The 25,666-nt window shown below is 72.5% G+C and carries 21 protein-coding genes; 10 read left to right on the forward strand and 11 right to left on the reverse strand.

Annotation, left to right across the window (positions count from 1 at the left end):
* Positions 1-91 precede the first annotated feature (91 nt).
* A complete protein-coding gene (locus ACWC97_RS16570) occupies positions 92-694 on the forward strand; it encodes an ArsR/SmtB family transcription factor (protein WP_450649928.1) in 603 nt (200 codons plus the stop codon).
* Positions 691-1,935, forward strand: a complete 1,245-nt coding sequence (locus ACWC97_RS16575; RefSeq protein ID WP_450649930.1) for an MFS transporter — start codon at positions 691-693, stop codon at positions 1,933-1,935. Before ACWC97_RS16570 ends, ACWC97_RS16575 begins: the two co-directional genes overlap by 4 nt.
* Before the next feature lie 18 nt (positions 1,936-1,953).
* Here the strand turns inward: ACWC97_RS16575 and ACWC97_RS16580 are convergent, their stop codons facing one another.
* The gene (locus ACWC97_RS16580; RefSeq protein WP_450649932.1) at positions 1,954-3,006 is read right to left on the reverse strand and encodes a protein kinase family protein; all 1,053 of its coding nucleotides are present in this window, start codon (positions 3,004-3,006) and stop codon (positions 1,954-1,956) included.
* 347 nt (positions 3,007-3,353) lie between these two features.
* Here ACWC97_RS16580 and ACWC97_RS16585 point away from each other — a divergent pair, with 347 nt between their 5' ends.
* Positions 3,354-5,009 (forward strand): TlrC/CarA/OleB/SrmB family ABC-F type ribosomal protection protein, encoded by a 1,656-nt coding sequence (locus ACWC97_RS16585; RefSeq protein ID WP_450649934.1) that lies wholly within the window; start codon positions 3,354-3,356, stop codon positions 5,007-5,009.
* A gap of 51 nt (positions 5,010-5,060) precedes the next feature.
* Here ACWC97_RS16585 and ACWC97_RS16590 read toward each other — a convergent pair whose 3' ends face one another.
* Positions 5,061-5,990: an N-acetylmuramoyl-L-alanine amidase gene (locus ACWC97_RS16590; RefSeq protein WP_352278718.1), complete on the reverse strand. Its 930-nt coding sequence runs from the start codon at positions 5,988-5,990 to the stop codon at positions 5,061-5,063.
* 440 nt (positions 5,991-6,430) lie between these two features.
* On the opposite strand from ACWC97_RS16590, the gene ACWC97_RS16595 reads away from it, so the two are divergent.
* Both ACWC97_RS16595 and ACWC97_RS16600 read left to right on the forward strand, forming a co-directional pair.
* Positions 6,431-6,955, forward strand: coding sequence for a hypothetical protein (locus tag ACWC97_RS16595; protein ID WP_450649936.1), 525 nt, complete (start codon positions 6,431-6,433; stop codon positions 6,953-6,955).
* A 38-nt stretch (positions 6,956-6,993) separates the two neighbouring features.
* Positions 6,994-7,884, forward strand: coding sequence for an alpha/beta fold hydrolase (locus ACWC97_RS16600; RefSeq protein WP_450649938.1), 891 nt, complete (start codon positions 6,994-6,996; stop codon positions 7,882-7,884).
* A gap of 60 nt (positions 7,885-7,944) precedes the next feature.
* On the opposite strand, the gene ACWC97_RS16605 is transcribed toward ACWC97_RS16600, so the two are convergent.
* Together ACWC97_RS16605 and ACWC97_RS16610 are read right to left on the reverse strand one after the other, a co-directional pair.
* Positions 7,945-9,228, reverse strand: a complete 1,284-nt coding sequence (locus ACWC97_RS16605) for a phosphatase PAP2 family protein (protein WP_450649940.1) — start codon at positions 9,226-9,228, stop codon at positions 7,945-7,947.
* Positions 9,229-9,485: 257 nt separating this feature from the next.
* The gene (locus tag ACWC97_RS16610; protein ID WP_352278712.1) at positions 9,486-10,652 is read right to left on the reverse strand and encodes a hypothetical protein; all 1,167 of its coding nucleotides are present in this window, start codon (positions 10,650-10,652) and stop codon (positions 9,486-9,488) included.
* Positions 10,653-11,018: 366 nt separating this feature from the next.
* Here ACWC97_RS16610 and ACWC97_RS16615 point away from each other — a divergent pair, with 366 nt between their 5' ends.
* Positions 11,019-12,524, forward strand: coding sequence for a carotenoid oxygenase family protein (locus tag ACWC97_RS16615; protein ID WP_352278711.1), 1,506 nt, complete (start codon positions 11,019-11,021; stop codon positions 12,522-12,524).
* 22 nt (positions 12,525-12,546) lie between these two features.
* Here ACWC97_RS16615 and ACWC97_RS16620 read toward each other — a convergent pair whose 3' ends face one another.
* Positions 12,547-13,539 carry an SDR family oxidoreductase gene (locus ACWC97_RS16620; protein ID WP_352278710.1) on the reverse strand — a complete coding sequence of 331 codons (993 nt, stop codon included), beginning with the start codon at positions 13,537-13,539 and terminating at the stop codon, positions 12,547-12,549.
* A 123-nt stretch (positions 13,540-13,662) separates the two neighbouring features.
* Here ACWC97_RS16620 and ACWC97_RS16625 point away from each other — a divergent pair, with 123 nt between their 5' ends.
* Together ACWC97_RS16625 and ACWC97_RS16630 are read left to right on the forward strand one after the other, a co-directional pair.
* Positions 13,663-14,190 carry a DinB family protein gene (locus ACWC97_RS16625; protein ID WP_352278709.1) on the forward strand — a complete coding sequence of 176 codons (528 nt, stop codon included), beginning with the start codon at positions 13,663-13,665 and terminating at the stop codon, positions 14,188-14,190.
* Positions 14,191-14,349: 159 nt separating this feature from the next.
* A complete protein-coding gene (locus ACWC97_RS16630; RefSeq protein WP_450649943.1) occupies positions 14,350-15,186 on the forward strand; it encodes an EamA family transporter in 837 nt (278 codons plus the stop codon).
* Positions 15,187-15,258: 72 nt separating this feature from the next.
* Here ACWC97_RS16630 and ACWC97_RS16635 read toward each other — a convergent pair whose 3' ends face one another.
* From ACWC97_RS16635 to ACWC97_RS16650, 4 genes are all read right to left on the reverse strand, one after another.
* Complete coding sequence (locus ACWC97_RS16635; RefSeq protein ID WP_352278705.1) at positions 15,259-16,581, reverse strand: BNR-4 repeat-containing protein; 1,323 nt, start codon at positions 16,579-16,581, stop codon at positions 15,259-15,261.
* A 221-nt stretch (positions 16,582-16,802) separates the two neighbouring features.
* The gene (locus ACWC97_RS16640) at positions 16,803-18,104 is read right to left on the reverse strand and encodes a sugar ABC transporter substrate-binding protein (RefSeq protein ID WP_352278704.1); all 1,302 of its coding nucleotides are present in this window, start codon (positions 18,102-18,104) and stop codon (positions 16,803-16,805) included.
* Between the two features lie 68 nt (positions 18,105-18,172).
* Positions 18,173-19,093 (reverse strand): carbohydrate ABC transporter permease, encoded by a 921-nt coding sequence (locus tag ACWC97_RS16645; RefSeq protein ID WP_352278702.1) that lies wholly within the window; start codon positions 19,091-19,093, stop codon positions 18,173-18,175.
* On the reverse strand, positions 19,093-20,019 hold the full coding sequence (locus tag ACWC97_RS16650; RefSeq protein ID WP_352278701.1) for a carbohydrate ABC transporter permease: 927 nt from the start codon (positions 20,017-20,019) through the stop codon (positions 19,093-19,095). The genes ACWC97_RS16645 and ACWC97_RS16650 overlap by 1 nt, the downstream gene beginning before the upstream one ends.
* A gap of 437 nt (positions 20,020-20,456) precedes the next feature.
* Between ACWC97_RS16650 and ACWC97_RS16655 the strand changes: the two genes are divergently transcribed.
* Positions 20,457-22,754 (forward strand): FAD-dependent oxidoreductase, encoded by a 2,298-nt coding sequence (locus ACWC97_RS16655; RefSeq protein WP_450649947.1) that lies wholly within the window; start codon positions 20,457-20,459, stop codon positions 22,752-22,754.
* 85 nt (positions 22,755-22,839) lie between these two features.
* Here ACWC97_RS16655 and ACWC97_RS16660 read toward each other — a convergent pair whose 3' ends face one another.
* A complete protein-coding gene (locus tag ACWC97_RS16660; protein WP_352278698.1) occupies positions 22,840-23,628 on the reverse strand; it encodes an IclR family transcriptional regulator in 789 nt (262 codons plus the stop codon).
* A 373-nt stretch (positions 23,629-24,001) separates the two neighbouring features.
* Between ACWC97_RS16660 and ACWC97_RS16665 the strand changes: the two genes are divergently transcribed.
* Positions 24,002-24,664 (forward strand): lysophospholipid acyltransferase family protein, encoded by a 663-nt coding sequence (locus ACWC97_RS16665; RefSeq protein ID WP_450649949.1) that lies wholly within the window; start codon positions 24,002-24,004, stop codon positions 24,662-24,664.
* A gap of 174 nt (positions 24,665-24,838) precedes the next feature.
* Here ACWC97_RS16665 and ACWC97_RS16670 read toward each other — a convergent pair whose 3' ends face one another.
* Positions 24,839-25,531 (reverse strand): tyrosine-protein phosphatase, encoded by a 693-nt coding sequence (locus ACWC97_RS16670; protein WP_450649951.1) that lies wholly within the window; start codon positions 25,529-25,531, stop codon positions 24,839-24,841.
* Positions 25,532-25,666: the final 135 nt, after the last annotated feature.

The raw sequence follows: 25,666 nt of genomic DNA on the forward strand, positions 1-25,666 counted from the left end.
GGCGGCCGGCGACGACCGAGGCGGGCATCGGGAGCGTACGCCCTTCACAACAACTCTTTCGAAAGAACTGTTGTGGGGCTATCGTCTGCGCATGACCGCCTCGGACCTCCCACCCCCGCGCGATGTCGAACTCGGCACCGCGGCCCTGCGCGTGCTCGCCCACCCCCTGCGGCTGACCGTGCTCGCCCTGCTGCGCGAGCGCGGCCCCGCCACCGCCACCCACGTCGCCGACGCACTGGGCATCAACCCCGGCGCCGCCAGCTACCACCTGCGCCGACTCGCGGCGGGCGGACTCATCGAGGAGGAACCCGACCGGGGCACCGGACGGGAACGCTGGTGGAGGTCCGTCCACCGCCAGTCGGTCCACGACCCGGCGACGGCCACCGCCGAACAGCGCGACACCGGCCGCGCCTACACCCAGGCCGTGGCCGAAGTCGCCGCCGACCGCCTGCACCGGGCCGCGCGGGAAGTGCCGCTGCTCCCCGAGGACTGGCTCCGGGCCACCGCCTACGGCGACTTCCTGCTCCATCTGACCCCCGATGACACCAGCCTGATGCGGGACGAGATCTTCGAGGTGATCACCCGGTACCGCGACCGGTCGGGCGGGGTACCCGAGGGCACTTCGCCGGTCTTCGTCCAGGTGCAGGCGTTCCCGGCGCCCGGCACGGTCCTGCCGCCGGACGCCGGAGCGTGAGCCTCCCCGCTCCGGCGGCCCCACCGCGGCCCGCGTACCGGGACGTCAACGTCCTGCGCTGGCTCACCGCGTACACGGCCTCGGTCACGGGCGACGTCGTGTACTTCCTCGCCCTGTCCTGGGCGGCCACCCGGGTCGCCGGACCCTCGCAGGTGGGTCTGGTGGTCTCGGCGGGGGCGCTGCCGCGCGCGGTGCTCATGCTCGGCGGGGGAGTGGTCGCCGACCGCTTCGGGCCGCGCCGGGTCGCCGTCGTCAGCGACGCGGTCCGCTGCGGGGTGATCCTGGTGACCGCCGGGGCGGTCGTGGCGGCGGCACCGGGCGTATGGCTGCTGATCGCCGTCGCGCTGGTCTTCGGCGCGGTCGACGCGGTGTTCATGCCGGCGGTGGGCGCCCTCCCGCCCCGGATCACCGAGCCCGCCCAACTCGCCCGGGTCCAGGGCATGCGCGGCCTGTCGATCCGGCTCGGCAACGCCACCGGGCCGCTCCTCGCGGGGGCGTTACTGGTGTCCGGTGGCACGGCCGGCGCGTTCGCCGCCTCCGGAGCGCTGTTCGCGGTCTCGCTCGTCCTCCTGCTCACGGTGCGGACCTGCGAACCGCCCGGCCCCGCCCCCCTGCCCTGTGGCTCCGCCCGGCGCGAACTGGGCGACGGGCTGCGCTACCTGCGCCGCCACCGGCTGCTCGCCCCACTCGTCGTCGTGACCGGCCTGAGCGAGATGTGCTTCAGCGGCCCGGTCGCCACCGGACTGGTGCTCCTGGCGGACGAACGCGGCTGGGGCGCGCCCGGCATGGGATGGATCGCCGGCGCCTTCAGCGTCGGAGCCGCGGCCGCCGCACTGCTGCTCACCGCGGCGCCCCGAATACCCCGCGCCGGCCTCACCATGGCGGGCGCCCTGCTCGTCACCGCCGCGGGGGCGGTCGCCCTGGGGCACGCCGCCTCCTTGCCCGGAGCCGTCGCGTTCGGCGCCCTGATCGGCATGAGCAGCGGATTCACCACCACGGTGACCGGCGCCCTGGTCCAGACGGAGACGGATCCCCGCTACCTCGGCCGGGTCACCTCGGTCACGACGCTGTGCACGCTCGGCCTGGCCCCCGCGCTCTTCCCGGCCGTCGGGATCACCGTCCACCTGTGGGGCGCGGGCGCGTTCTTCACCGGATGCGGCGGGGTCTGCCTGCTCGCCGCCGTGCTCGCCCTGTCCACTCCGGTACTCCGCCGCGCCGGACTCCGGCCGCCCGGGCGGTGACCGTACCGCCCGGCCCGCTCACCGCCCGGCCCGCTCGATCGCGGCGGCCGGGTACGGCGTCCGTCGGCTCCCGTGGACCAACCGGCGCTGGAACCCGTCCACGACGACGGCCCTCGGGGCATGCCGGTCGATGACCGAGGCGACCCCCGGCGCCACCCCCTCGGGCCGGTCGTCCGTGAGCCAGCGGCGCAGGAACTCCTCGTGCCCCAGTCCGCCGCGCAGCCCGGTGGGGAGATGGTGGCGGAGCAGATGGTTCGCCAGGTAGTCGCTGTCGTACGCGCGGTGCGCGGCCAGGAACGCGGACTCGGCGGGGGAGAGCTCGAACTCCGTGCTCAGCGCGAGGCCGAAATCCGCGAAGCGGACCGAGCGGCCGTCGGTCAGGACGTTGTCGAAATGCGCGTCGAAGTGGACGAGCCCCCGGGAGCGCATGAAGGCGGCCGTACGCATCACGGCTTCCTCCGCCCAGGCGTACCGGGCCCCGTACCCGTCGCCCGGCGTTCTCTCCCGGTGATCGGCGAGCCAGGCGGCGAGCGTCTGCGGCAGATGCTCCAGGAAGACCACGACGGAGGCGGCGGACCGGCCAATGGCCTCCAGCCGGGCGCGCACGGCCGACGACCCCTCCCAGTGCGCGACCGCCCCGTCGATACCTCCGAACTCGTCGGCGAACCCGCTCGGCGGCGTGTCCGGGAGCACCCGCCAGTGGTACATCAGCGGGAAGTCCGCGCAGGCGCCGTCGAGCACCCACCCGGTGGTCAGGGCGTGCACGGCCAGCTCGCGCCAGGCGCCGAACCCGGACGAGCCCACCCCGTACTGGTAGAACGCGGGCAGCCCGAAGACGTTCGCCGTGGACCGCACGTTCTCCGGTCTCATCTCGATGTCCGTCAGCGGGATCCGCTTGACGAAGACCGGCGTGCCGTCGACCTCGAACTCGGCGGTCCTGCCCCCGACACCGGAGCCGAGCGTCGTGGCCGAGGCCATCACGTCACGGAGCCGACGGTCGCTCAGCAGCGACAACCGGGCGGACACCGCCCCGAAGGCGGCCGGACGTACGGGGTGCGGCGGACGGTCCATGAACGGCTCCTCACCGCCCGCGCCGGGCACCGGCCCCGACGTACCGGCGGCCGCGCGAACGCGATCGATCCTACGGACCGGCACCGGCACCGGCACCGGTCAACCGCTCGGAAAACGCCTTGCGGGCCCCCGCCGCCGCGCCTACGGTGCTGCGCATGGGTTCTCTGTGACAGTCCCCGCGCGGCCGCGTCGAGTCCGGCTCCGCCGCCGCGCGTTCTCCTCCGCGCCGCCTCTCCTTCCGTGATCCCCGCGCCCTGCCCGGCAGGGTGCGCGGGGCTTCCACGGCGTGCGCGGACGCGTCCCACCGACCACACCCATCGGCCCGGCCGAGAACAGGGGGCTCACCCATGCCCGTCGCGCAACTCGCACTCCACGACGTCACCCGCCGCTACGACGACCACATCGTGCTGGACCGGGTCTCCTTCACCATCAGCCCCGGCGAGAAGGTCGGCGTCATCGGCGAGAACGGAGCGGGAAAGTCCACGCTGCTCCGGCTGATCGCCGGGCTGGACCGGCCCGACAACGGCGAGCTGACCGTGACCGCGCCCGGCGGCTCGGCCCATCTCGCCCAGTCGCCGCGGCTGCCGCCCGAGGTGCGTGTCCAGGACGTGGTGGACGCGGCCATGGCCGATCTGCGCGACCTGGAGGCGCGGATCCGGCAGGCCGAGACCGGGCTGGAGGGACTGTCCGGGGCCCGGCTCACCACCGCACTGGACGACTACGCCCGGCTGCTCGCCCACTACGAGGCGCGCGGCGGCCACGGAGCCGACGCCCGGGTGGACGTCGCGCTCCATGAACTCGGTCTCCCCGGGCTGGCCCGGGACAGGACGCTCGCCACCCTCTCCGGCGGCGAGAGGTCCCGGCTGGCGCTGGCCACCACGCTCGCGTCCCGGCCGGAGCTGCTGCTGCTGGACGAACCGACCAACGACCTGGACGAACGGGCGCTGGGCCGCCTGGAGGACCGTCTGCGGGCCCACCGGGGCACCGTCGTCGCGGTCACCCACGACCGGGTGTTCCTGGAACGGGTCGCCACCACGATCCTGGAAGTCGACGAAGGGAAGGTGACGCGCTACGGCGACGGTTACGACGGCTACCGCGCCGGCAAGGCCGCCGAACGGCGCCGCCGCCTGCAGGAGTACGCCGACTGGCGCGCGGAGCTGGACCGCAACCGGAAACTGGCGGCCTCGAACGCGGGACGGCTGGCGGCGGTCCCGCGCAAGCTGCCCCTCGCGGTCTTCGGCCACGGCGGATTCCGGTCCCGGGGCCGCGGCCACGGGGCCATGGTCCGCATCCGCAACGCGAAGGAACGCGTCGAGCGGCTGACCGGGCGGCCCGTCGCCCCACCGCCCGAACCACTGGTGTTCACCGGCCGGTTGACCACCGCCGCCGACGACGGGACGGAACAGCCCGTGGCCGAGCTCGACGGCATCCGGGTCGGGAACCGGCTGCACCTGCCGTCGCTCCGGATCGGCGGCAGCGACCGTCTGCTGGTCACCGGCCCCAACGGCGCGGGCAAGACCACGCTGATGCGGCTCCTGGCGGGCGAGACGACACCCGACGAGGGGACGGTGCGGACACGCGGCCGGGTCGGTCATCTGAGACAGGAAGGGACGAGATGGCCACCGGGGCTGACGGCGCCCCAGGCGTTCGCCCGGGGACGCGGGGGCGACCTGGACGAGCAGACCGAACGGCTGCTGGCACTCGGCCTGTTCGCCCCGGCCGATCTGCGGCGGAGGGTGGGCGAGCTGTCGTACGGGCAGCGCCGTCGGCTCGAACTGGCCCGGCTGGTCGGCGATCCGGCCGATCTGCTCCTCCTGGACGAGCCGACCAACCACCTCTCCCCGGCCCTGGTCGAGGAGTTGGAAGGGGCCCTGGCCGAGTTCCCGGGCGCCGTCGTCGTCGTCACCCACGACCGCCGGATGCGCGGCCGGTTCTCCGGCGGGCACCTCGAGCTGAACGCCGGCCGTGCCGTCCCGCCGACCGGTGAGAAGGGCACGGACTGAGCGGGGGCCGGCCCCCACGCCCCACCGGGGCACGGAGGCCGGCCCGCGGCCTCAGTCGGATTCGGTGACGGCCCGGTCGATCGCGGCCTGGACCGCGGCCACCACGGTCTTCGAGTCGGCGCCGGTGCCGAGCTGACCGGCGAGGGCGGTGATCGCGGCCGTCTGGGCGGCCAGCCGCTTGTCCATGGACCGGATGCGGGCCTGCATGTCCTTCAGGATGGACTGCGGCTGCCACGTCGGGTTCGTCGCGTGGTCCGCCGCGTCCGCCGGACCGCCGATCGCGTCGGTCTTCCAGACGGCGTCGAAGATGTCGCGCTTGGTGATTCCGGCCATGGGGTCCTCCTCGGGGTCGGAGCCGTTCCAGCTCGCGGGGTGCTTGAGCCGCTCCGCCACGTCGGCGCGGAGCTTGGCCATGGTGAAACCGCGGGGGTCGACCTTGTCGTTCGACCACTCCAGGTGTCCGATCACGGATTTGGCGGACCATTTGTGCGCCCGGCACAGGGCGGCCTGGACGCGGACGATCGCGTCGTACTGGACGGCGGGCCAGGGGTCCTTGCCGTTGCCGAGGTTCTCGCATTCCCAGCCGTAGAACCGGGCGTTGCCGTCGACCCCGTTCGCGTTGCCCTTGGTGGGCGGGGTGGGACGGGTGCCGTACGACTCCGCTATCACCTGGTTCAGGACCTTGGGGTCGCCGCCGCCGGCATGGTTGGCGCGGCCCCAGCCGACCAGGTGCACCTGGCCGTTCTTCGCGATCATCCCGTGGCACAGCGGACCGGGCAGGTCCGGGTAGCCGTCACGCACGATCCGGACCGTGTTCGCGGTGCCCTTGGTCACCGTGTGATGGACGACCGACCCGTTGACCGGCCCCCAGGGGCCCTTCGCATTCCGGTTGTGGGTACGCCAGTTCCCGACCTCGACCACGCGCACGCCCTCGGCGCGCAGCGCCTTGAGGACGGCAGCGGCGGACAGAGGAGTTGCCATTCGTCTTCCTTTCAGCCCGAGGTGTACGAGCGGTGCCGTCGATCGACTCGACCGTCTCCACCCGGAGGAACGCGCCACGCCGGTCGCCCCTGCTCGCGGAGTCGAACCGGCACGTGGCGACGTGTGGTTCATACGAGTTCCATACCCCCGCGTCCGCCGCAGGACTCGACCGGGAGGCCCGCAGTATGGACGGCCGTCGCCATCCACCCACCGGACACGGCCGGTTCACCGGTCCCGGACACGCGAACACCGACCGGATCCGGCGGACGTACGCTACCCAGCGCCCTGCCCGAGCGGGAGGGAAACCGCTTCCCCACCACCGGTACGAGTGGCCGCGCCCGGGGGCTCCGCGGGAAAACCGGAGGTGGCGGGCGCGCGGCCCGGACTATCGTGTACCGCTGCCGTCCGCACCCGGGCGGGCCCGACGGAGAGGCGGCGGAGTGCCGGACACGTACAGGATCATGCTGGACGCCGAACTGGCCAAGGCGTTCGACGTGTGGTCCGGGTACCTGGGCGCGGAGACGGGGGAGGACCCCGTCGTCCGCGAACGGCTGCGCTCCGCGCTGGAGTCGGCCCGTGCGGCGGCGGCGGCCGGCGACCGCGAGTTCGCCCGGACCAGGGTGGCGGACATGTACGAGGAGGCCGAGGAGGCCCGCCTCCGCTGGGCGCCCACCGCACCGAGGCCCCGCGAGGCGGACGGGCAGGCGCGTGACTACGCCAAGGACCGGCTGCGCGGGACCATGTCCGTGCACCGCCGCGAACGTCTCGACACCCTCGCGATTCTCCTGAGAGTCGGCGCCCGCCGCCTCCTGGCCCTCCCCGGCCTCGACGGCGCCGTCCGCGAGGACATCGACTACATCACCGCCCGTGCCTCGATGGCCCTCGACCTGGACCACCCGGTGGCGGCGGAGCGCGAGCTGGAACGCCTGAGGGCCCTCGAACGGCGCTGCGGCCTGCGGGACTGAGCGTCGCACCGAACCGGAAGAGCTGGGAGAATCCCCGTATGCCCCTCGCTGAAACACTGTCCGGGATCTCCCTCGCCCACGAGACCTTCGGTGATCCGTCCGATCCGCCGGTCCTGCTCGTAGCGGGGCTCGGCGCACAGATGATCACCTGGCACGAGGACTTCTGCCGCGCGCTCGCGGAGCGCGGGCGCCGGGTGATCCGTTACGACAACCGGGACTGCGGACTGTCCACCCGGTTCGACGACCGCCCCGTCGACATGGCCCGGTTCGTCCGGACGGTGAGCGCCGGGGACATCCCGGAGGCCCTCGCGATGGCGCCCTACTCCGCCCAGGACATGGCCGACGACGGCTTCGGCCTGCTCACCGCCCTCGGTATCGAGCGGGCCCATGTGGTCGGCTCGTCGATGGGCGGGCTGCTCGCCCAGCTGATGGCCGTCGCCGCGCCGGAGCGCGTCCTGACCCTGACGTCGATGATGTCCACGACGGGCGAACCCGAGTACGGCCGCTCCAGCCCCGAGGCCCAGGCGGCGCTCCTTGCCCCGAAGCCCTCGGACCGCGAGGGGTACGTGGCGGCGGCCGAGCGGGACCTGCTGTGGGCCTCCAAGCGCTACGCCGACCCGGCGGCCCTGCGCGACCTGGCCGCCCGGAGCTACGACCGTGGCCACTACCCGGCCGGAACGGCCCGGCAACTCGCCGCCATGACACTCAGCGGCCCGCGCACCGACGCGCTGCGCGCACTGCGGGTGCCGACGCTGGTGATCCACGGCCTGGACGACACCCTGGTCCACCCCAGCGGCGGGGAGCGTACGGCCGAACTGGTGCCGGGCGCGGAGCTCCTGCTCCTCGCCGACATGGGGCACGACCGGCCGCGCCCGCTCTGGCCCCGGATCATCGACGCCCTGGAAGCGCACACCCGCCCGCGAGACTGAACGCGGACGGCGCCCCTTCCGCTCGCGGTGAGCGGAAGGAGCGCCGCCGGGGGAAGCGCCTCAGGCGAGTTCGGGCTGCGGCTGTGCCGACCGGACCGGTACGACCTTCGCATCCCACCGCCCGGTGGTCCGCACGTAGCAGTAGATGACCGAGACCATCGCGAGGACGAGCAGCGGCCCGAACAACCAGGGGGTTCCGGCCATCACCGTGGGCAGGTAGCGGTACGCCACCAGCAGCGCGGCGAAGACCGCCGTGCCGTAGCCGACGAGCAGGGTCCCCGACCGGTCCCAGCCGCGTTCGAGCGAGCGGAGCCCCGCCTCGATGGTGAGCGTGAACACGACTCCGGCGATGATGTCGGCACCGTAGTGGTAGCCGAAGCCCAGCGTGGCGCCGAGCGTGGCGATCAGCCAGAACGTCCCCGCGTACCGCAGGAACCGGGGGCCCCTGCGGGAGTGGATGAAGATCGCGGTGGCCCATGCGGTGTGCAGGCTGGGCATGCAGTTGCGCGGAGTGATCCCGTCGAACGGCATGTGCTGGGGGGCGTCGAGCGGCGGCGGGGTGTTCGGCCAGAGGTCGGCCAGCGCCCAGTGCCCGCCGTCCGCGCCATAGGCGAAGATCGGTCCGACCACCGGGAAGATCATGTAGATGCCGGGCCCGAGCAGCCCTATGACCAGGAAGGTGCGGACCAGGTGGTGGCTCGGGAAGCGGCGCTCGACCGCCACGCGCCGCAACTGGTACGCGGCGACAGCGACCGCCGCCACCGGGAGCTGGGTGTAGACGGCGTCGAGGAAGTGGGCGCCTACCGGTCCCGTGGCCGTGACGAGTCGGCCCACCAGCCACGAGGGATTGCCCAGCGCGTGATCCGCGACGGCGACGTACTGGTCGAGCACCTCGTAGCGGGTCTTCGACGTGATGAGCAGCCAGGTGTCGCCGGTCTTCCGGCCCGCCACCAGCAGCAGCCCCAGCCCGACGCCCTTCAGCAGCAGCGTCCGCTCCGCGCCCGTGCGCCGGGTGAAGGCGATGACCACACAGCCGATGATCACCCACAGCGCGCCGTTGCCGAAGGGGTGGCCCCCGTTCAGACCGATGCCGGCCACCCACCGGACCAGGAGGAAGACAATGTCGATGCCGACGGCGGCGCAGAGGGCGATGAGCCGCTGCCGCCAGGTGAGGACCAGCATCGTCAGCGCCATGCTGGCGTACAGCAGGAAGCCCGACTTGGGGGCGACCACCACCTCCTGCGCCTGCGTGACGATCGGCCCCGGCAGACCGTAGTGCCGCGCGGCGATCTCCAGCGCGACGAGGAAACCTAGGGTCACCACGGCCGCCGCGGTCCACAGCATCGCCCGGGGCCGACGCCATGCGGTGATCAGAGCTCTGAAGTTACTACGCGAAAAAAACCGCGATGCTATAGATATCAAGTGTTTGGCCGATTTGTTCGGTTCTGGCTGGACAGGGCACTTTTCAATCCGTTTGGCATGGTTTTCCAGGGAAGGGCAGGCGTCTGGGGCGCTCGTCATGAGCCCGAACATGCTATCGGAGCGCGTCTGCGAGCCCGCTGGTCAGGCGGTACGGGGCGGCCTGCCGGGCACCCTGTCCGTCAGCTGACGGGGTGTTCGGTCCGGGGCGAACGAGCGGAGTCCAGCTGCTTCAGCCGGTGCCGCAGGGCCTCGACAGCTCCGGGACGTCGGCCGGGCACCCGCTGACGCAGGGCCACCAGGGCCGGGCCGAGCTCCAGGGCCCGCCGCGGATCGCCGATCTCCTGCCACTGGTGGTGGGCCCGGTCCGCGGCACCCTCCACGGCGGGGTCGTCCGGCGGCTGGCGGCGGGCGAGGCGGGCGTCGGCGGCGGCCGTCCACAGCTCGCAGCTGCGGGCCGGATCACCGGCCAGGCGGGCGAGGTCGGCCCGCACCTCCAGCCAGTGGACGGCCTCGGCGGAGGCGGCGCCGTGGGTGCGCAGCGCCCACCCCTCCCACAGGGCGGCCAGCGACGCGGCCTCGCCGTGCCGCCCGGCGTGGGCGGCCGCGAGGATCGCGGGCAGCGGATCGCTCCCGGCGGCGGACGGGAGGTCCGCGAGGCCCTGGGCGGAGGCGGTCGGCCCGCCGGGCGCCGAGGGAGAAGGCGGCGGCGCGGGGTGCGAAGCGGTGTCCGGGGCGATGAACAGGGCGCTGTCGGCGCCGAGCTGGGCGACGGTCTGCGCGTGCAGTCGGGCGAGCGGCGGATTGAGGCCGCTGCGCCACACGGCGGCGAGTGCCTTCAGATAGGACGGTTCCGCCGGACGGCGGCGGGCCGACGGCGGAACGATCCGTCCGTACAGCCGGGTTCCGTGGCCGAGGCCGAGCCCCTCGGCGTGGAGCTTCGGCCAGGCGTCCGGGGCGGCGGCCAGGTCGACCACGACGGTGGTGGTTCCCGGGCGTCGCGTCGCGAGCTCGGCGGCCAGCCAGTGCCAGGGCAGCGAGGTGTAGCGCAGGGTGGCGGGCGTGGTCCGGGCGAGCGCGAGGTGGATCAGCCGCTGACGGTGGTCGAGGTGGAGCTGGCCCGCGAGGTAGAGGGTGAGCGGGCCGGGCTCGGTGGCCGCGGCGCGGATGCGGGTGAGCACCGTCTGCGGGTCGGCCGGATCGGCGAGCTCGACGACGGTGGCAGTGGCGGAGCGGGTCAGGATGCCGGGTGCCACCGCGGCCAGCGGGGACAGGGCGCCGGTCGCGTCGACGAGGCGGCCCTTGCCGGCCGGGGCTGCCGCGATCAGCAGCGCGGTCCCGGATGTCATGTCCTCCCCGTCGATTACCACAGCAGCACCGTAGCCGCTGCCCGGGACCTGGGGGAAACGGGCGCCCAACTCCACTCCGATGACTGGGTAGTACGTTCGTGCGACCGCCTCGCCGGGCGGGGCAGCCCCCCTGCCGGCCGTCCGGCCGGGGGAGATGTCGATGACGCGTACAACGTACCGCGTTCCCGCGTGAGTTGACGCATCGCGGCGCCTCCTGCGGCGCCCCGGCGACACCCCTCGGGGGTGGCGTCAGCACCACCCCGGCCAGGGCCCCAGACCTCCTGACCGGCCGCCGGCGGCGCAGCAGACTCGGTCCCGAACCGGCGGGAACCCGCCGGGGCACGGACGCACGGACGGAGAGAAACGATGACCGGTCACACCCGCCGAAGGGTTCTCGGGGGAGCGGCGCTCGCGGCCGTCGGCAGCGTCGTCGGGGGCTACGGACCCGGCCACTACGGCACTGCCGCGCAGGCGGCCACCCGGGACGGCACGGACCGGGGCGGCGCGTCGTTCCCGTTCCTGGAGGGGGCCTTCGCCCCCGTCACCGAGGAGCTCACCGCGTTCGGCCTCCCGGTGACCGGCCGGGTGCCGCGCGATCTGGACGGCCGCTACCTGCGCACCGGCCCCAACCCACTGGGCCTGGAGGACCCGCGGGCCCACCACTGGATGATCGGCGACGGCATGGTGCACGGCGTGCGGCTGCGCGACGGCCGTGCCGAGTGGTACCGCAACCGGTGGGTCCGCTCCTCGCAGGTGGCCGCCAAGCTGGGCGAGACGTACCCCGGCCCGGTCCCGCCGGACGACTTCGCGTGCAACACCCACGTCATCCCCTACAAGGGGCGCATCCTGGCGCTCCAGGAGAGCGGACCGCTGCCGTACGAACTGGACGGCGAGCTGAACACCGTCCGGCCCCACGACTTCCTCGCCACGCTGGAGGGGGCGTTCACCGCGCACACCAAGTACGACGCGGTGGCGGACGAGCTGCACGCGGTGGCGTACTACCCGACCTGGGACCATGTGCGGCACATCGTGGTCGACCACACCGGGCGGGTGGCCCGGACCAGCCGGATCCCGGTGGCGGACGCGCCGATGATGCACGACTTCGCCCTCACCGGGAAGTACGTGGTGATCGTCGACCTGCCGGTCACCTTCGATCCGGCGGCCGCCCGGGCGGGCGCGGCGGTTCCGTACACCTGGAACGCGAAGCACCCGATGCGGGTGGGGGTGATGAAGCGGACGGGGGGAGCCGTCCGCTGGTTCGAGATCGACCCGGTCTTCTTCTCGCACACGCTCAACGCCTACGACCAGGGCGACACCATCGTCATGGAACTCACCACCATGCCCGCGCCGTTCCACGTCGCGGGCACCGAGGGCGGCCCCTCCGGCACCGGGGCCCCGGCCCTCGACCGCTGGACCATCGACCTGCGCGCCGGGCGGGTCCGCACCACCCGGATCGACGACCTGCCGCAGGAGTTCCCCCGCATCGACGAGTCGCTGGTCTCCCGGCGGCACCGGTACGCCTACACGGCGTGCGCCGCGGAGATGTGGCGCGCCTACGGGACGGTCGACGGGGTGCCGCCGGACGAGACGTTCACCAACTGCCTGGTCAAGCACGACATGCTGCGCGGCAGTCGGCAGGTGCACCGCTTCCCCCGGGGCGCGGCCGCCTCGGAGCCGGTCTTCGTGCCGCGCCGAGGGGCACGGCACGAGGACGACGGCTACCTCCTGTCGTACGTGCACGATCCGGACCGGGGCGCGAGCGACCTGGTGGTCCTCTCGGCGGAGGACTTCACCGGCCGTCCGCTGGCCCGCGTCCACCTGCCGGGCCGGGTGCCGCTCGGCTTCCACGGGAGCTGGGTGCCGGACGCGTGAGCGGCACCCGCTCCCGCCCGGATCAGCGGTAGTCCTCCGCCGGGGCCTCCTTCCCGCCGTACACCGTGTCCTCGATGAACGCCCAGGCGTCCGGCCGGCTGCCGTCCGCGTCCCGGACGTCGTAGACCCGGCCGAGTTCGCCGCTGGACGTGGACTTCCCGTTCCAGCGGGCGGCCCGGTCCGGGTCGGCGGCGAGCGCCGCGACGCCCCGGGCGAGGAAGAGCGGGGACTCGGCGATCGCGAAGGTCGGCTCCTGGGCGATGGCGTCGCGCCAGTTCTCCTCCGTGACCCCGAAGTGGGTGAGCATCTGCTCCGAGCGGAGGAAACCCGGGCTGACGGCGACGGCGGTGCCGCCGTACTCCGCCAGCTCCTCGCCCAGACCGTAGGCGATCCGGATGGGGGCACCCTTCGCGAGGTCGTAGTAGAGGTTCTCGCGGTACCGGCGGTTGGAGGCCGCCGTCCCGTCGGTGACCTCCACGTGCAGGGGCGCGTCGGAGCGGATCAGGAGGGGGAGGGCGAGCGCCGCGGTGATCACGTGCGAGCGCACCCCCAGCTCCAGGATGCGCAGCCCGTCCGCCAGCGGCGTCTCCCAGCTCTTCTTGCCGAAGACGGAGCGGATGAGCAGGTGGTCGCCGCCCCAGAGGTCGTTGACCAGGATGTCGAGCCGGCCCTGTTCGCGGTCGATCCGCTCGACCAGGGCGCGTACCCGCTCCTCGTCGAGATGGTCGGTGGGGACGGCGATGCCGGTGCCGCCGGCCGCGGTGACCAGCTCGGCGGTCTCCTCGATGGTCTCCGTGTTCCGGCCGACCTCGCTGACCCGGGCGCGCGTGGTGCGGCCGGTCACGTAGACGGTGGCGCCGGAGCGGCCCAGTTCGACGGCGAGGGCGCGGCCGGCGCCCCGGGTGGCTCCGGCGACGAGCGCGATCCGGCCGGTGAGCGGGGTGTCCCGGGGGGTGTCCGGGTGGGTGTGCGGGGTGCTTCGGGTGGTGTTCGGGGTGTGCGTTTCCTCGTTCATGGCATCACCGTGCACGGGAAACCCGACAGATCCTGTCTCCTTTTCCGGCGCGTTCTTCCACGATTTCCTCCACGGGCTCCCCGCCCGGGTTTCCCGGCGGTCGCCGCCTGGAAGGCAGTGCCCATGACGACGACTCCGGACGGACGACCCGTCCCGCCCCCGCGCGCCGACGAGCGCGCCATGCTCGAATCCTGGCTGGACTTCCACCGGGCGACGCTCGCCCTCAAGTGCGCGGGACTGGAGGACGGACAGCTGCGGCTGGCCACCGCGTCCCCGTCCCGGATGACCCTGCTCGGCCTGGTCCAGCACATGGCCGAGGTGGAACGCAACTGGTTCCAGCGGGTGCTGGCCGGGCAGGACGCCCCCCGGGTCTTCGACGACGCCGGCCCCGACGGATTCGCCCTCGCACCGGACCGGGGCATCGAGGAGGCCACGGCGGCCTGGCGGGCGGAGATCGCCCGGGGCCGGGAGCTGAGCGCCGACGCCGCGCTCGACGACACGGGGCTCCTCCCCGGGCCGGACGCGGAGTACCTCGGCGACCAGGGCGTCTCCCTGCGCTGGATCCTGGTCCATCTGATCGAGGAGTACGCGCGCCACAACGGCCATGCCGACCTCATCCGGGAACGGATCGACGGAGCCGCCGGAGTCTGACCTCGGCCGTTCCGCATTCCCGGTAAATCTCCGCCAAAGGCCCTTGCCGTGAAGGGAGTTGGCCCCGGTAGGCTCCCGGGGCGAATGGGAGGGGTGGGGCATGGCGAGCCGGAGGGTACGGCGCGGAAGCGGTACGGGCCCGAGGAGGCGGGGCGGACCGTGATCGCTCTGCTGCTGGCCCTGGGCAGCTCCCTGGTCTACGGCTGCGCCGACTTCCTGGGCGGACTCGGCGCCCGCAAGGCCCATGTACTGCGCACCGTCGTGATCGCGGCGCCGGCCTCGCTGGCGGTGGAGCTGACCCTGTGGCCGGTGCTCGGGGCCTCGTTCGGCCCCGGTGCGCTCGGCTGGGGTGTCGCGTCGGGGGTCGCCTCGGCGGGCGCGTTCGCACTGCTCTACCACACCCTGGCGATCGGCCCGATGAGCGTGCTCTCGCCGGTCACGGCGGTGGTCTCCGCCATGCTTCCGGTCGGGGTGGGCCTGGTGCAGGGCGAACACCTCGGGGCGGCCGGGCTGGTGGGCCTGCCACTGGCGCTGGCCGCGGTGGTGATGGTGAGCGCCGGGCACGGTACCGGGGCGGTGCGGCCCTCACGCCGGGCGCTGCTGCTGGCTCTCGGTGCCGGTTCCGCCATCGCCGTCCAGCTCATCTGCCTCAACCAGGCGCCCGCCGGGAGCGGGGTGGCCCCGCTGATCGTGGGGCGGGCGGTCTCCGCGGCGATCACGCTGGGCGTGGCCGTCGTGATCCGTTCCGGCCTGGGCACCGAGCGGCCCGCGTACGCGGTGTCGGCCGCCGCGGGCGCCCTGGACTCGGTGGCCAACCTGCTGTTCCTGATGGCCGCCCGCGGCGGGGACCTCGCCGTCGTCGCCGTCATCACCGCGCTCTACCCGGCGGGTACGGTGCTGCTCGCCCGGAGCGTGCTCGCCGAGCGGATCCACCGCGGCCAACTGGTGGGGCTCGGCGCGGCGGCCGTCGCGGTCGGTCTGCTGGCCCTGACCTGAGGAGCCGGGGGAGAACCGGGGCCCGCCGCCCGCGCCACGGTCCGGGGCGGGCGGCGGCCTGCGGCGCGGGCCTCAGCGACGCCCGTAGTACAGCGAGTTGCTCGCGGTGATCGGCAGGTACAGCACGTCGGACCCGTCCGAGTCCTGGCGCACCGCCAGCCGGTCGGCGGTCACGCCCGGCGCGGCGGACTGCGCGACCCAGGCCCCGTCCGCGTTCTGCGTCGCGGCGAAGACCCGGTCGGTGCCGGTGGTGGTCACGTAGTACACCCGCTTGGTGTCCGTGGCGTCCCAGGTGATTCCGATGGCGGCGGCCGTCTGGCCGCCCGCGTACACGGTCTTGCTGACCCAACTGCTGCCGCTCGGGTAGGCGTAGTAGACGCGGAAGTTGGCGCCGCTCTCGGCCGAGCGGTAGCGGTAGGCCACCTTCGGGGTGGAGCCGTCCAGGGTGAGCTTGGCGCTCTGCACCGCCGGGCCGGTGTAGGCGTTGTCGATGCTCCACTCCTCGCCCGCGGTGAGGTCCTGGATCACGTCGGACGTGGCCGGCGTCACCGGCGTGGTGATCGCGGCGCCCCTGCTGTCGGCGAAGGTGCCGGACGCCGGGTCGTAGCTCATGTACGTGAGCTGGTGGCGGAAGCCGGTCGCCGGGGCCTTCGCCCACTCGAACAGCAGGTGCACGCGCCCGGTGGCGTCCACCATCAGGTCGTCCGGGTACACCGAGCGGTTCAGCGCGTCGGCGAAGGTGGCGACCACGCTCCACTTCGAGGCGGCGTTGTCCCAGCGGTAGAGCTTCCCGGGCCGCTTGTCGGCGCCGGAGCCGACCCGGGCGGCCAGGTACAGGTCGCCGTTGGGGGCGGTGGTGACGACCGGGTACGTGATGCCCACGCCCTGGTCGGGCAGTTCGGACGAATGGTCCGTGACGTCGGTGCCCGGGGCCTCGGTGCGGAAGTAGCGCCAGGGGTCGGCGTGCATCGAGGTGAAGACGTGCAGCCGGCCGCTGCCGTCGCGGGCGACGGACGGCTGGTTGTGGCCGTTGTCGTCGGCGAACTCCGCCTGCTGCCCGTTCTTGTCGAGCAGCGGAAGGCGGCTCCAGACCCCGTCCGGGTCGCGCCGGGCGATGGCCGGACGGTGCGTGGCCGCGGTCGCGCCGGGCTCGTTGAACGCGAAGTACGTGTACTGCCCGCGGCCCTTGTACGTGGCGACCGGGGACCACCAGGCGGCCTGGTTCGACGAGTCCATCGCGTACGGGATCTTCTCGATCGCCGTGGCGGCGGCCGTGGTGGCCGCGACGGCCGTGCCGTCCGTGCCGCCGTCGGCCTGGGCGGCCGGGACGAGCGTGAGCAGGGCGGCCAGGGCCGCTGCCGAGGCCGCGTACACGCGTGCCGTGGGACGTCGCAAGGTGAGCTCCTTCGCGGATGCGGGGGTGAGGCGAACGGAGCATCCCTCTTGCAGAACTGCCCCGTCGCTGCGCCGGGAGCTTACAACTGATCCCAGATCACGAATAGAGGGTGCACAATACGAAACTAAAATACGTCTTGGGGAAGTCGGGTGCGGGATGCCGGAGGGCCCGGTACCGGCGGAACCGCCTGTACCGGGCCCTGTGGCCGCCGAGCGCCGGATCAGCGCTTGATGAGGTCCGTGACCTCCTCGGCGGCACGCTTCATGGCGTCCTTCGGCTTCGACTTGCCGACCAGGACGGCCTGGACCTGCTTGGCCACGGCCTCCTCGATCTGGGCGTTCTGCGCGAACTGCCAGAACGGGCTGCCGGTCGCCGTCTTGGTGATCTTCTCGGTCCACTCGGTGGAGAACGTGTCCTTGGCGACCTTCGGGTCGGCCAGGCCCGCCGTGGTGGACGGCGGCAGGGCGCGCTCGGCGAAGTACTGGGCGACGGTGGCCTGGTCGGTCGTGGCGTGCAGCGCGAAGTCGGTGGCCGCGTCCTGGCCCTTGCCCTTCACGATCGCGATGACACCGCCCCACAGCAGCGCCTGGGGCGTGTCGCCCGCCTTCAGCACGGGACGCTGCATCGGCTGCATGGCGTCGGCCAGCGTCTTGTCCTTGGACTGGGCCGAGGTCACGCCCTTGCCGATGATGGCGTCGTCGTAGAAGGCGGCCTTGCCCTGCCCGAACAGGGCGCGGGCGTCGAAGCGGTCCACGTCGGCGGCGATCAGCTTCTGGTCGTGGAGCTTCTTGTACCAGGTGACCGCGTCGATCGAGGCGTCGTCGCCGATGGTGACCTTGTCACCGTCGAGCAGCGTGCAGCCGAAGGTCTGCATCCACGGGAAGATGTCCTTGAGCTGGGCGACCTTGGTGGCCGCGGCGTAGGGCACCACACCGCCGCCGAGGCCCTTCAGCTCCCGCAGCGCGTCCTCGAACTCCTCGATGGTGGTCGGGTGCTTCTTGATGCCCGCCTTCGCCAGGAGCTTGGAGTTGGCGATGAGGCCGATCGAGCCGGTGTTCCACGGCAGACCGTACTGCTTGCCGTCGTACTTGCCGCTGTTCAGCGCGACGTCGGTGTATCCGCCCTTGCCGGCCACCGAACCGAGATCGACGAGCTTGCCCATCTGCGCCACCGCGGCGAGCCAGGCGATGTCGAGGTGGATCGCACCGGTGGTCTCGCCGCCGCCGAGCTTGAGCGTGAGCTGGCTCAGGTACTCGTTGTACGGGTACGAGACGGCGCGGATCTTGGAGCCCTCGGCCTTCTCCCAGGCCTTGATGATCTTCTCGATGGAGGGCTTGGCGGCCTCCTCGTTGAGCGACCAGGAGGTGAAGTCGAAGTTCTTGGACTTCGTGTCGCCTCCGTTCGAGGAGGAGCTGGGGCCGGACGGCGCGCAGGCGCTCAGGGCGCCGACGCCGGCCACGCCGAGCGCGCCGAGACCGAACATACGAAGCGCGCCGCGCCGGCTGAGACCAGAGGTGGTCATGGTTGTCTCTCCATTGAGGGTTGGGCGGAAGGGGAACACGTGGGGGAGGGAGCGGGGGACCCGCGGGCTCAGCTCTTGACCGAACCGGCGGTCATACCGCCGACGAGGTAGCGCTGGAGGAACATGAAGGCGACGACCACCGGGACGGACACCACCAGGGAGGCGGCCATCAGCTCGGGCCAGGCGGTCTGGAACTCGCCGATGTACGTCGAGACGAGGCCGGGCGGCAGGGTCTGCTTCTCCTTGTCGGCCAGCGTCACCGCGAAGATGAAGTCGTTCCAGCCGCGGACGAAGGCGAACAGCCCGGCGGCGATCATCCCCGGCGCGGCCAGCGGGGCCACGATGGAGTGCAGCGTCCGCCAGCGGGACGCGCCGTCGATGGACGCGGCCTCCAGCAGGGCGTCCGGGATGGTGTCGAAGATCCCCTTCAGCATCCACACGCACAGCGGCATCGTGAACGTGGTGAAGGACAACACCAGGGCGGTGTACGTGTTCAGCAGGCCGAAGCTGGAGAAGACCGCGTACAGCGTCACCAGCAGGAGCGCCTGCGGGAACATCTGGGAGGCCAGCACCATGTGCATCAGCGAGCGCCGTCCGCGGTAGCGGAACTTGGAGAACGAGTAGCCCATGTACGTGGCGACGACCACGCTCAGCACGGCGGTGATCGAGGCGACGATCAGCGAGTTGACCAGGTACTTGATCAGCTGGTCGTTCTCGGCGAGGGCCGTGAAGTTGCTGAAGGTGATCTCGGTGGGGATCAGCCTCGGCGGGAACTGGAAGGTCTGCTCGGGGCTGCTCAGCGCGGTGACCAGCAGCCAGTACACCGGCAGCATGCCGAAGGCGCCGATGACCAGGACGGCGGTCCAGGCCACGATCCGCGAGCGCAGCAGGTCCTTGCGTATCCGGCGGCGCGCGGTGCGCCCGGAGGACGTGGCGGCGGGGCTCAGCCGGTCGGTGCCGGACAGCGGGGTGGTGGTCGTGGAAGTCATCAGGCGTCGTTCTTCCGCTCGGTGATCCTGAGGTACACAACTACGAGGACGAGCAGCAGCAGCATCCACAGGCCGCCCAGCGCGGTCGCCCGGCCGATGTCGAAGCCCTTGAAGGCGGTCTGGTACACGGCGGTGGCGAAGGTCTCGGTCGCACCGGCCGGGCCGCCGCCGGTGAGCACGTAGATGGTGTCGAAGTGCTGGAAGTTCCAGATGAACTCCAGCAGCAGCACGATGGAGGCGACGCCGCGGACCTGCGGCCAGGTCACGGCGAAGAAGCGCCGGATCGAGCCGGCCCCGTCCATCGAGGCCGCCTCGTGGAGTTCCTTGGGCACGGTCTGCAGACCGGCCAGGAGCATGACCATCATCCACGGGAAGCTGGCCCAGGTCTTGGTGATGATGACCGCGAGCATGGCCGTGCCGGGCTGGCCGAGCCAGGAGATCGACTCCTCGATGATCCCGGCCTTCATGAGGACACCGTTGAGCACGCCGTAGTTCGCGTTGAAGATCCACATCCAGAGGAAGGAGACCACCACGCCCGGGATCACCCAGGGGAAGAGGAACAGACCGCGCAGGAAGCCGCTGCCCTTCAGGCCCGAGTTCAGCGCCAGGGCGAGCGCGAAGCCGATCACGAACGGGACGACGGTCGCGCCGACCGTGAAGACCAGCGTCTGCTTCAGGATGGTGAGGAAGTCGCCGTCCAGCCAGTAGGAGAAGTTCTCCAGCCCGACGAACTCCCGGCCCGGCAGCCGCAGGTCCTGCTTGAAGAAGCCCGTGACCAGGGCCGACAGCAGCGGATAGATGATGATCGTCGCGAACAGGGCGATTCCCGGCGCGGTCAGCAACAGTGCGAACGCGCCGTTGGAGAGCCGTCCGCCGGCCCGCTCACGGCGTGGAGCGGCCTTCTGCGGAGGTGCGGCCGTACTCATGGGTGTGTCCTCTCGAACGGGGCAGGAGCGCTGGTGCGGGGCGTGCCGCGGGCGGCCGTGCGCGGACGGACGGGTGCGGCACGCCCGGCTGTGCCGGTGGGGCCGCTCCGCCCTCTGCCTCGACCGAGACCCTGCAGGAATGCCATACATGCTCCATTGAACGCAAGTTGCAGCATGCGGGATCGTTCTCCATATCGTGCGACGGCGTCAACCCTTTTGGGCGGTGAATCGCCGGATCTGTGCAGAACCGGCGAAGCCGTCGAACGAACCGCGGGCCCAGCTGGGCGTCCGTGGTGGCGATCGTCTGTGGCTGCGCCGGAAATCTACAACACATCCCACTGGCTGAACAGTGGTTGCACAATATGGAAGTGATGTACGTTCAAGGACGCTCCGCTGTGGCGGAGAGTATCCGAGCTTCACTCCAAGGAGGCCGCACCGTGCGGGAAGAAGAGGTCCATTACGACATCGCCGTCATCGGCGGCGGCCTGGCGGGGACCTGCGCGGCCATCGCCGCGGCCCGGCTCGGCCGACGTGTCGCCCTGGTCAACAACCGGCCCGTCCTGGGCGGCAACGCCAGCAGCGAGATCCGGGTCTGGGTCTGCGGCGCCACCGCCCACGGGGTGCACCGGTGGGCCCGGGAGACCGGCATCATGGGCGAGCTGTACACCGAGAACCAGTACCGCAACCCCGAGGGCAACCCGTACTACTGGGACCAGGTGGTCCTCGACGCCGTACGGGCCGAGCCCAACATCGACCTGTACCTCAACACCGACGTACGCGAGGTCGACGCGACCGGCCCGGACGACGCCCGCGCGCTGCACTCGTGCACCGGCTGGATGATGGGCTCGGAGCGGCGCATCACCTTCCACGCCGAGCAGTTCCTCGACTGCACCGGTGACGGCCTGCTCGGCCACCTGGCCGGCGCCGAGTACCGTATCGGCCGCGAGGCCCGTGCGGAGTTCGACGAGCCCTGGGCGCCCGAGGAGCAGGACGAGGCGCTGCTCGGCTCGACGATCCTGTTCCACACCAAGGATCTGGGCCGCCCGGTGAAGTTCGTGGCGCCCGACTCCGCCCGCGACCTCACCACCACGCCCATCCTGCGCAACCGGGTCCTGCGCACCGGTGACAACGGCTGCGACTACTGGTGGATCGAGTGGGGCGGTGAGATCGACACCGTCCACGACAACGAGCGCATCCGCGACGAACTCCAGTCCGTGATCATGGGGATCTGGGACCACATCAAGAACTCCGGGGAGTTCCCGGACGCCGAGAACCTCACCCTGGAGTGGGTCGGCAGCCTCCCCGGCAAGCGCGAGTACCGCCGCTTCCTCGGCGACTACGTCCTCACCCAGCAGGACATCCTCGAACAGCGCCAGTTCGAGGACCGGATCGCCTTCGGCGGCTGGTCCGTCGACCTCCACCCGGTCCAGGGCATGTACGCCGACGAGCCGGGCGCCCGCCAGCGCTACGCGGACGGCATCTTCCACATCCCGCTGCGCTCGCTGTACTCGGCGAACGTCACCAACCTGTTCTTCGCCGGGCGCAACATCTCCGCCACCCACATCGCCTTCGGCGCCACCCGGGTCATGGCCACCTGCGCCACCCTCGGCGAGGCCGCCGGAACCGCCGCGGCGCTGTGCGTCGCCGAGGACCTCACCCCGCGCGAACTCGCCACGAAACGGCCCGAACTGGTACGTCGTACCCTGCTGCGGCAGGACGCCTCCGTCATCGGCCTCACCGACGACGACCCCGGCAACCTGGCGCGCGCGGCCAGGGTCAGCGCCTCCTCGCACCTGGGGCGGCTGGCCGCCGAACCGGCCGGGGCGGCGCCCGGCGAGCCGTACCCGCTCAGCCGCGACCTCGCGTTGCTGCTGCCCGTGGACCCCACGCTCGACACGGTCGAACTGCTGGTCCACGGAGCCCCGGAGGGGTCGGTCGAGCTCGCCGTGGAGCTGTGGAGCACCGGCCGCCCCGAGAACGCCGTCCCGGTCGACCGGCTGCTCGCCACCACGGTGACCGTGCCCGCCGGCGGCCCCCACTGGGTCACGGCCCGGCTCGACCACCGTCCGGACACCCCGGAGAACGTCGTCCTCATCGTCCGGTCCTGCCCGGGCGCGGCCCTGGTCCTGGTGCCCGAGCGCACCGAGGGCGTCCTCGCGCTGCGCAGCAGGGTCGAGGGGGACGCGGCCGTCGACCACGACATCCCGGAGGAGGAGGGCCAGCTGGTCCTGGAGTGGCAGGCCCGCGGACTGCGGCGCCAGACCTTCGCGTTCCGTGCGACGCCGGAGACCGGGGCCTTCCTGCCCGAGCGCGCCGTCGGCGGCTACCAGCGCCCCTACGGCGGCCCGCAGAAGTGGTCGTCCGCACCGCTGGCCGACCCGGACCGGGCCGAGCAGTGGCTGCGCCTGGACTGGGACGGCGAGCAGCGGATCGCCGAGGTGCGGGTGGTCTTCGACGACGACGTCGACGAGTACCTCAACAACCTGCACCGGCACCGCACCCCGTTCGAGGTCATGCCGGAGCTGGTCCGCGACTACCGGATCGAGAGCCGCGAGCCCGACGGCGGCTGGCGCACCCTGCTGACGGTGACGGACAACCGCCGCCGCCACCGGGTGCACGCACTGACCGGTGAGGACGGCGGGCCCGTACGGACCGACGCGCTGCGGCTCGTGGTGGACGCGACGCACGGGGCACGGCACGCCCAGGTGACCGCGTTCAAGGCGTACGGCGCGTAACGGCGCCCGCCGGTACGGCGGAGGGGCCCGGTGAAAGGCTGTCGACCTTTCACCGGGCCCCTCGCGGGTCTCTTCGCGCGGCGGCTCAGAGGGCGCCGAGTGCCTGACTGATGACGTCGGCGGCCTCGACGACCTCCCGGGTGAGGGCGAGGCGCTGTCCCTCGGCCTCGGTGTGGCTGCCGAGCAGGGAGGTGGGGCCCCACAGGGAGATGGCGGCGACCACGTCCCCCGAGCCGTCCCGGACGGGTGCGGCGAGGGAGGCCCGGCCCAGGGCGCGCTCCTCGGCCTCGACGGCGTATCCGGTGCGGCGGACGGTCTCGATCTCGGCGTCGAGGAGATCGTGGCTGGTGGTCGTGAAGTCGGTGTGCGCCGTGAGCGGTTCGGGGAGCAGCCTGCGGCGTTCCTTGGGCGTGAGGCCGGTGAGCAGGCACTTGCCGATGCTGGTGGCGTGCAGCGGGGCGCTGTGCCCGGCCTGCGTATAGGACTTGGGGGCGCGGGCGCCCTCGAAGTTGCACAGGAACATCAGCTCGGTGCCGCGGCGGATGGCGGCATTGGCCCCGAGTCCGGTACGGGTGGCGAGGTCCTGGAGGACCATGCGGGCGGCGCGGTGCACCGGGTGGCGGTTGGCCGCGGTGGCGGCGAGCGGCAGGATACCGAGGCTGAGGCGGTAGAGATTGCTGACGGGGTCGCGTTCCACCATGTCGAGGCGTTCGAGGGTGGACAGCAGCCGGGACGTCGTCGAGGAGCCCAGCCCGGTGAGTTCGGCGACGTCCGAGACACGTAGTTCGGCGCGGCCGGAGTCGAGTGCGCGCAGCACCGAGACAGCCCGTTCGACGCTCTGGTTCGTCCCGGCGTCGGTCGCCCGAGTAGCCATGACCCTCCTTATTCTGCAAATCGTTTGCACATTCTGCATCAGCATATCGCTTAACTGGCCACCCCGTGAGAGGAATTTGCCAGTTCATGGCCGGAACAAGCTCCTGGACGCGCCGGGCTTCTGACGGTCCGGGGAAGGGGTCGCCACGCACGCGCGTCACCCACCATGAGAGGCTGCGGTGTTCGGCACCGGACCGCGCCGGAAGCGCCGAACCGCCCGGTTCCACGAGGCGGTTCCCGCCGACTCCCCACGGGCGGCGAGATGAGTACCGGCACTCAGGCGCCGCAGCGTCCCGGCCCTTGACGATGAGGGACGGACGCGATGAGGAACGACATCGCCCGTACCCGAACCCGCTTACCCAGGGAGCCCGTTCATGCTCAGCCGTATCGCCGAGGTGCTGGTGCCCGCGGCCGGCCGTCTGTCGGTGACCACCGACCCCGGCGCGGGTCTCGCGCCCGGAAGCCTCGTGGCCGCGAACCACACCTCCCTGGCCGACCCCGCGGTCGTGATCGCCGCGCTGCGCCGCCTCGGCGTCGAGCCGGTCGTCATGGCGGCCGCGGGGCTGTGGCGGATTCCGCTGCTGGGCCGCGCGCTCGCCCACGAGGGGCACATCCCCGTCGTCCGGGGAGACCGGCGGGCGGCGGCCTCGCTGGACCTCGCCGCACGGGCCCTGGAGCGGGGGCGCCTGGTCCTCATCTACGCGGAGGGCGGGCTGCCCCGCCGCCGGGACGCCGCGGAAGCCGCCCCCGGCCCGTTCCGCAGCGGCCTGGCCCGGATCGTCGAGTACACCGGCGCCCCCGTCGTCCCGGTGGGCCAGGCGGGCGCCCGCCGGCTCGCCTCGGGCGGCGCCGCCAAGCAGGTGGCCGGTCTGGTGACCGCGCCCCTGCGCCGCCCGGACCTCCACGTCCATGTCGGTACGTCCTTGGAGCTGACCGGCGACCGGGCCTTCCGCACGGCACGGGCCCGTACGGCGGTGACGGAGGCATGGCGAACGGCCGCCGCCCATCTGCGCGAACCCGCCGCACTGGCCGCCTGACCCGAGCGGTTCGTTCCACCACCGGACGGCCCCGCGGTGCGGCCGGGCGAGCGCGGCGCCGGGCCGGCGACCCGAAGCCGGAGGGGCCTCGGCAGGTCTATGGTCCCGGCACCGGGACCGCCCGGCGGGGCGCCGTCGAGCGGAACGACCCGCCCGCTCCGCCCTCCAACGGCCTCAGCGGACGGGCGTCCCGCCGATCCCGTCGACGCCGGGAATTTCCTGCGGCGCGGCGCCGTGCGCACGCAGATAACCGGCGAGGGAACCGTGGTGGCTCCGGATCCACAGCAGGGCCCGCTCCAGATGCCGGGGTTCGACCGGCAGCGTGTTGTGCCCCCGCGCACCCGTCGGCGCGGTGCGACCGAGGCCCAGTTCGGCATTGGTGCGTACGAAATCGGCGGTGACCTCGGCCTCGGAGGCACCGAACAGGGTCTGCAGGACAGCGACCACCACGCCGGTCCGGTCCTTCCCGGAGGCGCAGTGGACCAGGACCGGCTCGGGCCGCTCGGCGGTGAGCCGCCGCAACACCGCCAGCACGGAGCGCCCGGCGTGCTCCGCCATCGATGGATACAGCTCCATCTGCTCCCGTGGCCACCGCTGCTCCGCGTACACCGGCACGTGCAGGTACCTGATCCCGGCGCCGTGCAGGGCGTCGGGCCGGTCGGACACCTCGGGCCGGCTGCGCAGGTCGACGACGGTACGCACGCCCGCGTCCTCCAAAGCCCGCGCGCCCCCGGCCGTCAGACCGTCCAGGGCCCCGGAACGGAGGAGCAGGCCGCGCGGCAGCGCCCCGACCCCGCCGGCGTCCCGGAAGTTCCGTATGCCGTCGATGCTGGTCAGCGGCGTTGTTCCTATGCTGTCGGTCGTCATCGGGCCACTGTATGTCCCGCTGTCCGCCCTACCGGGACGTGCCCGCTTCGGTCCGAGGCGCCCACCGGCCGTACCGGAACGCGAGGGAAAGCCCCGGGCGTCACCCCGCCACGCCGCACATCCGGCCGTACCGGA

The organism is Streptomyces sp. NPDC001108 (assembly GCF_053598535.1).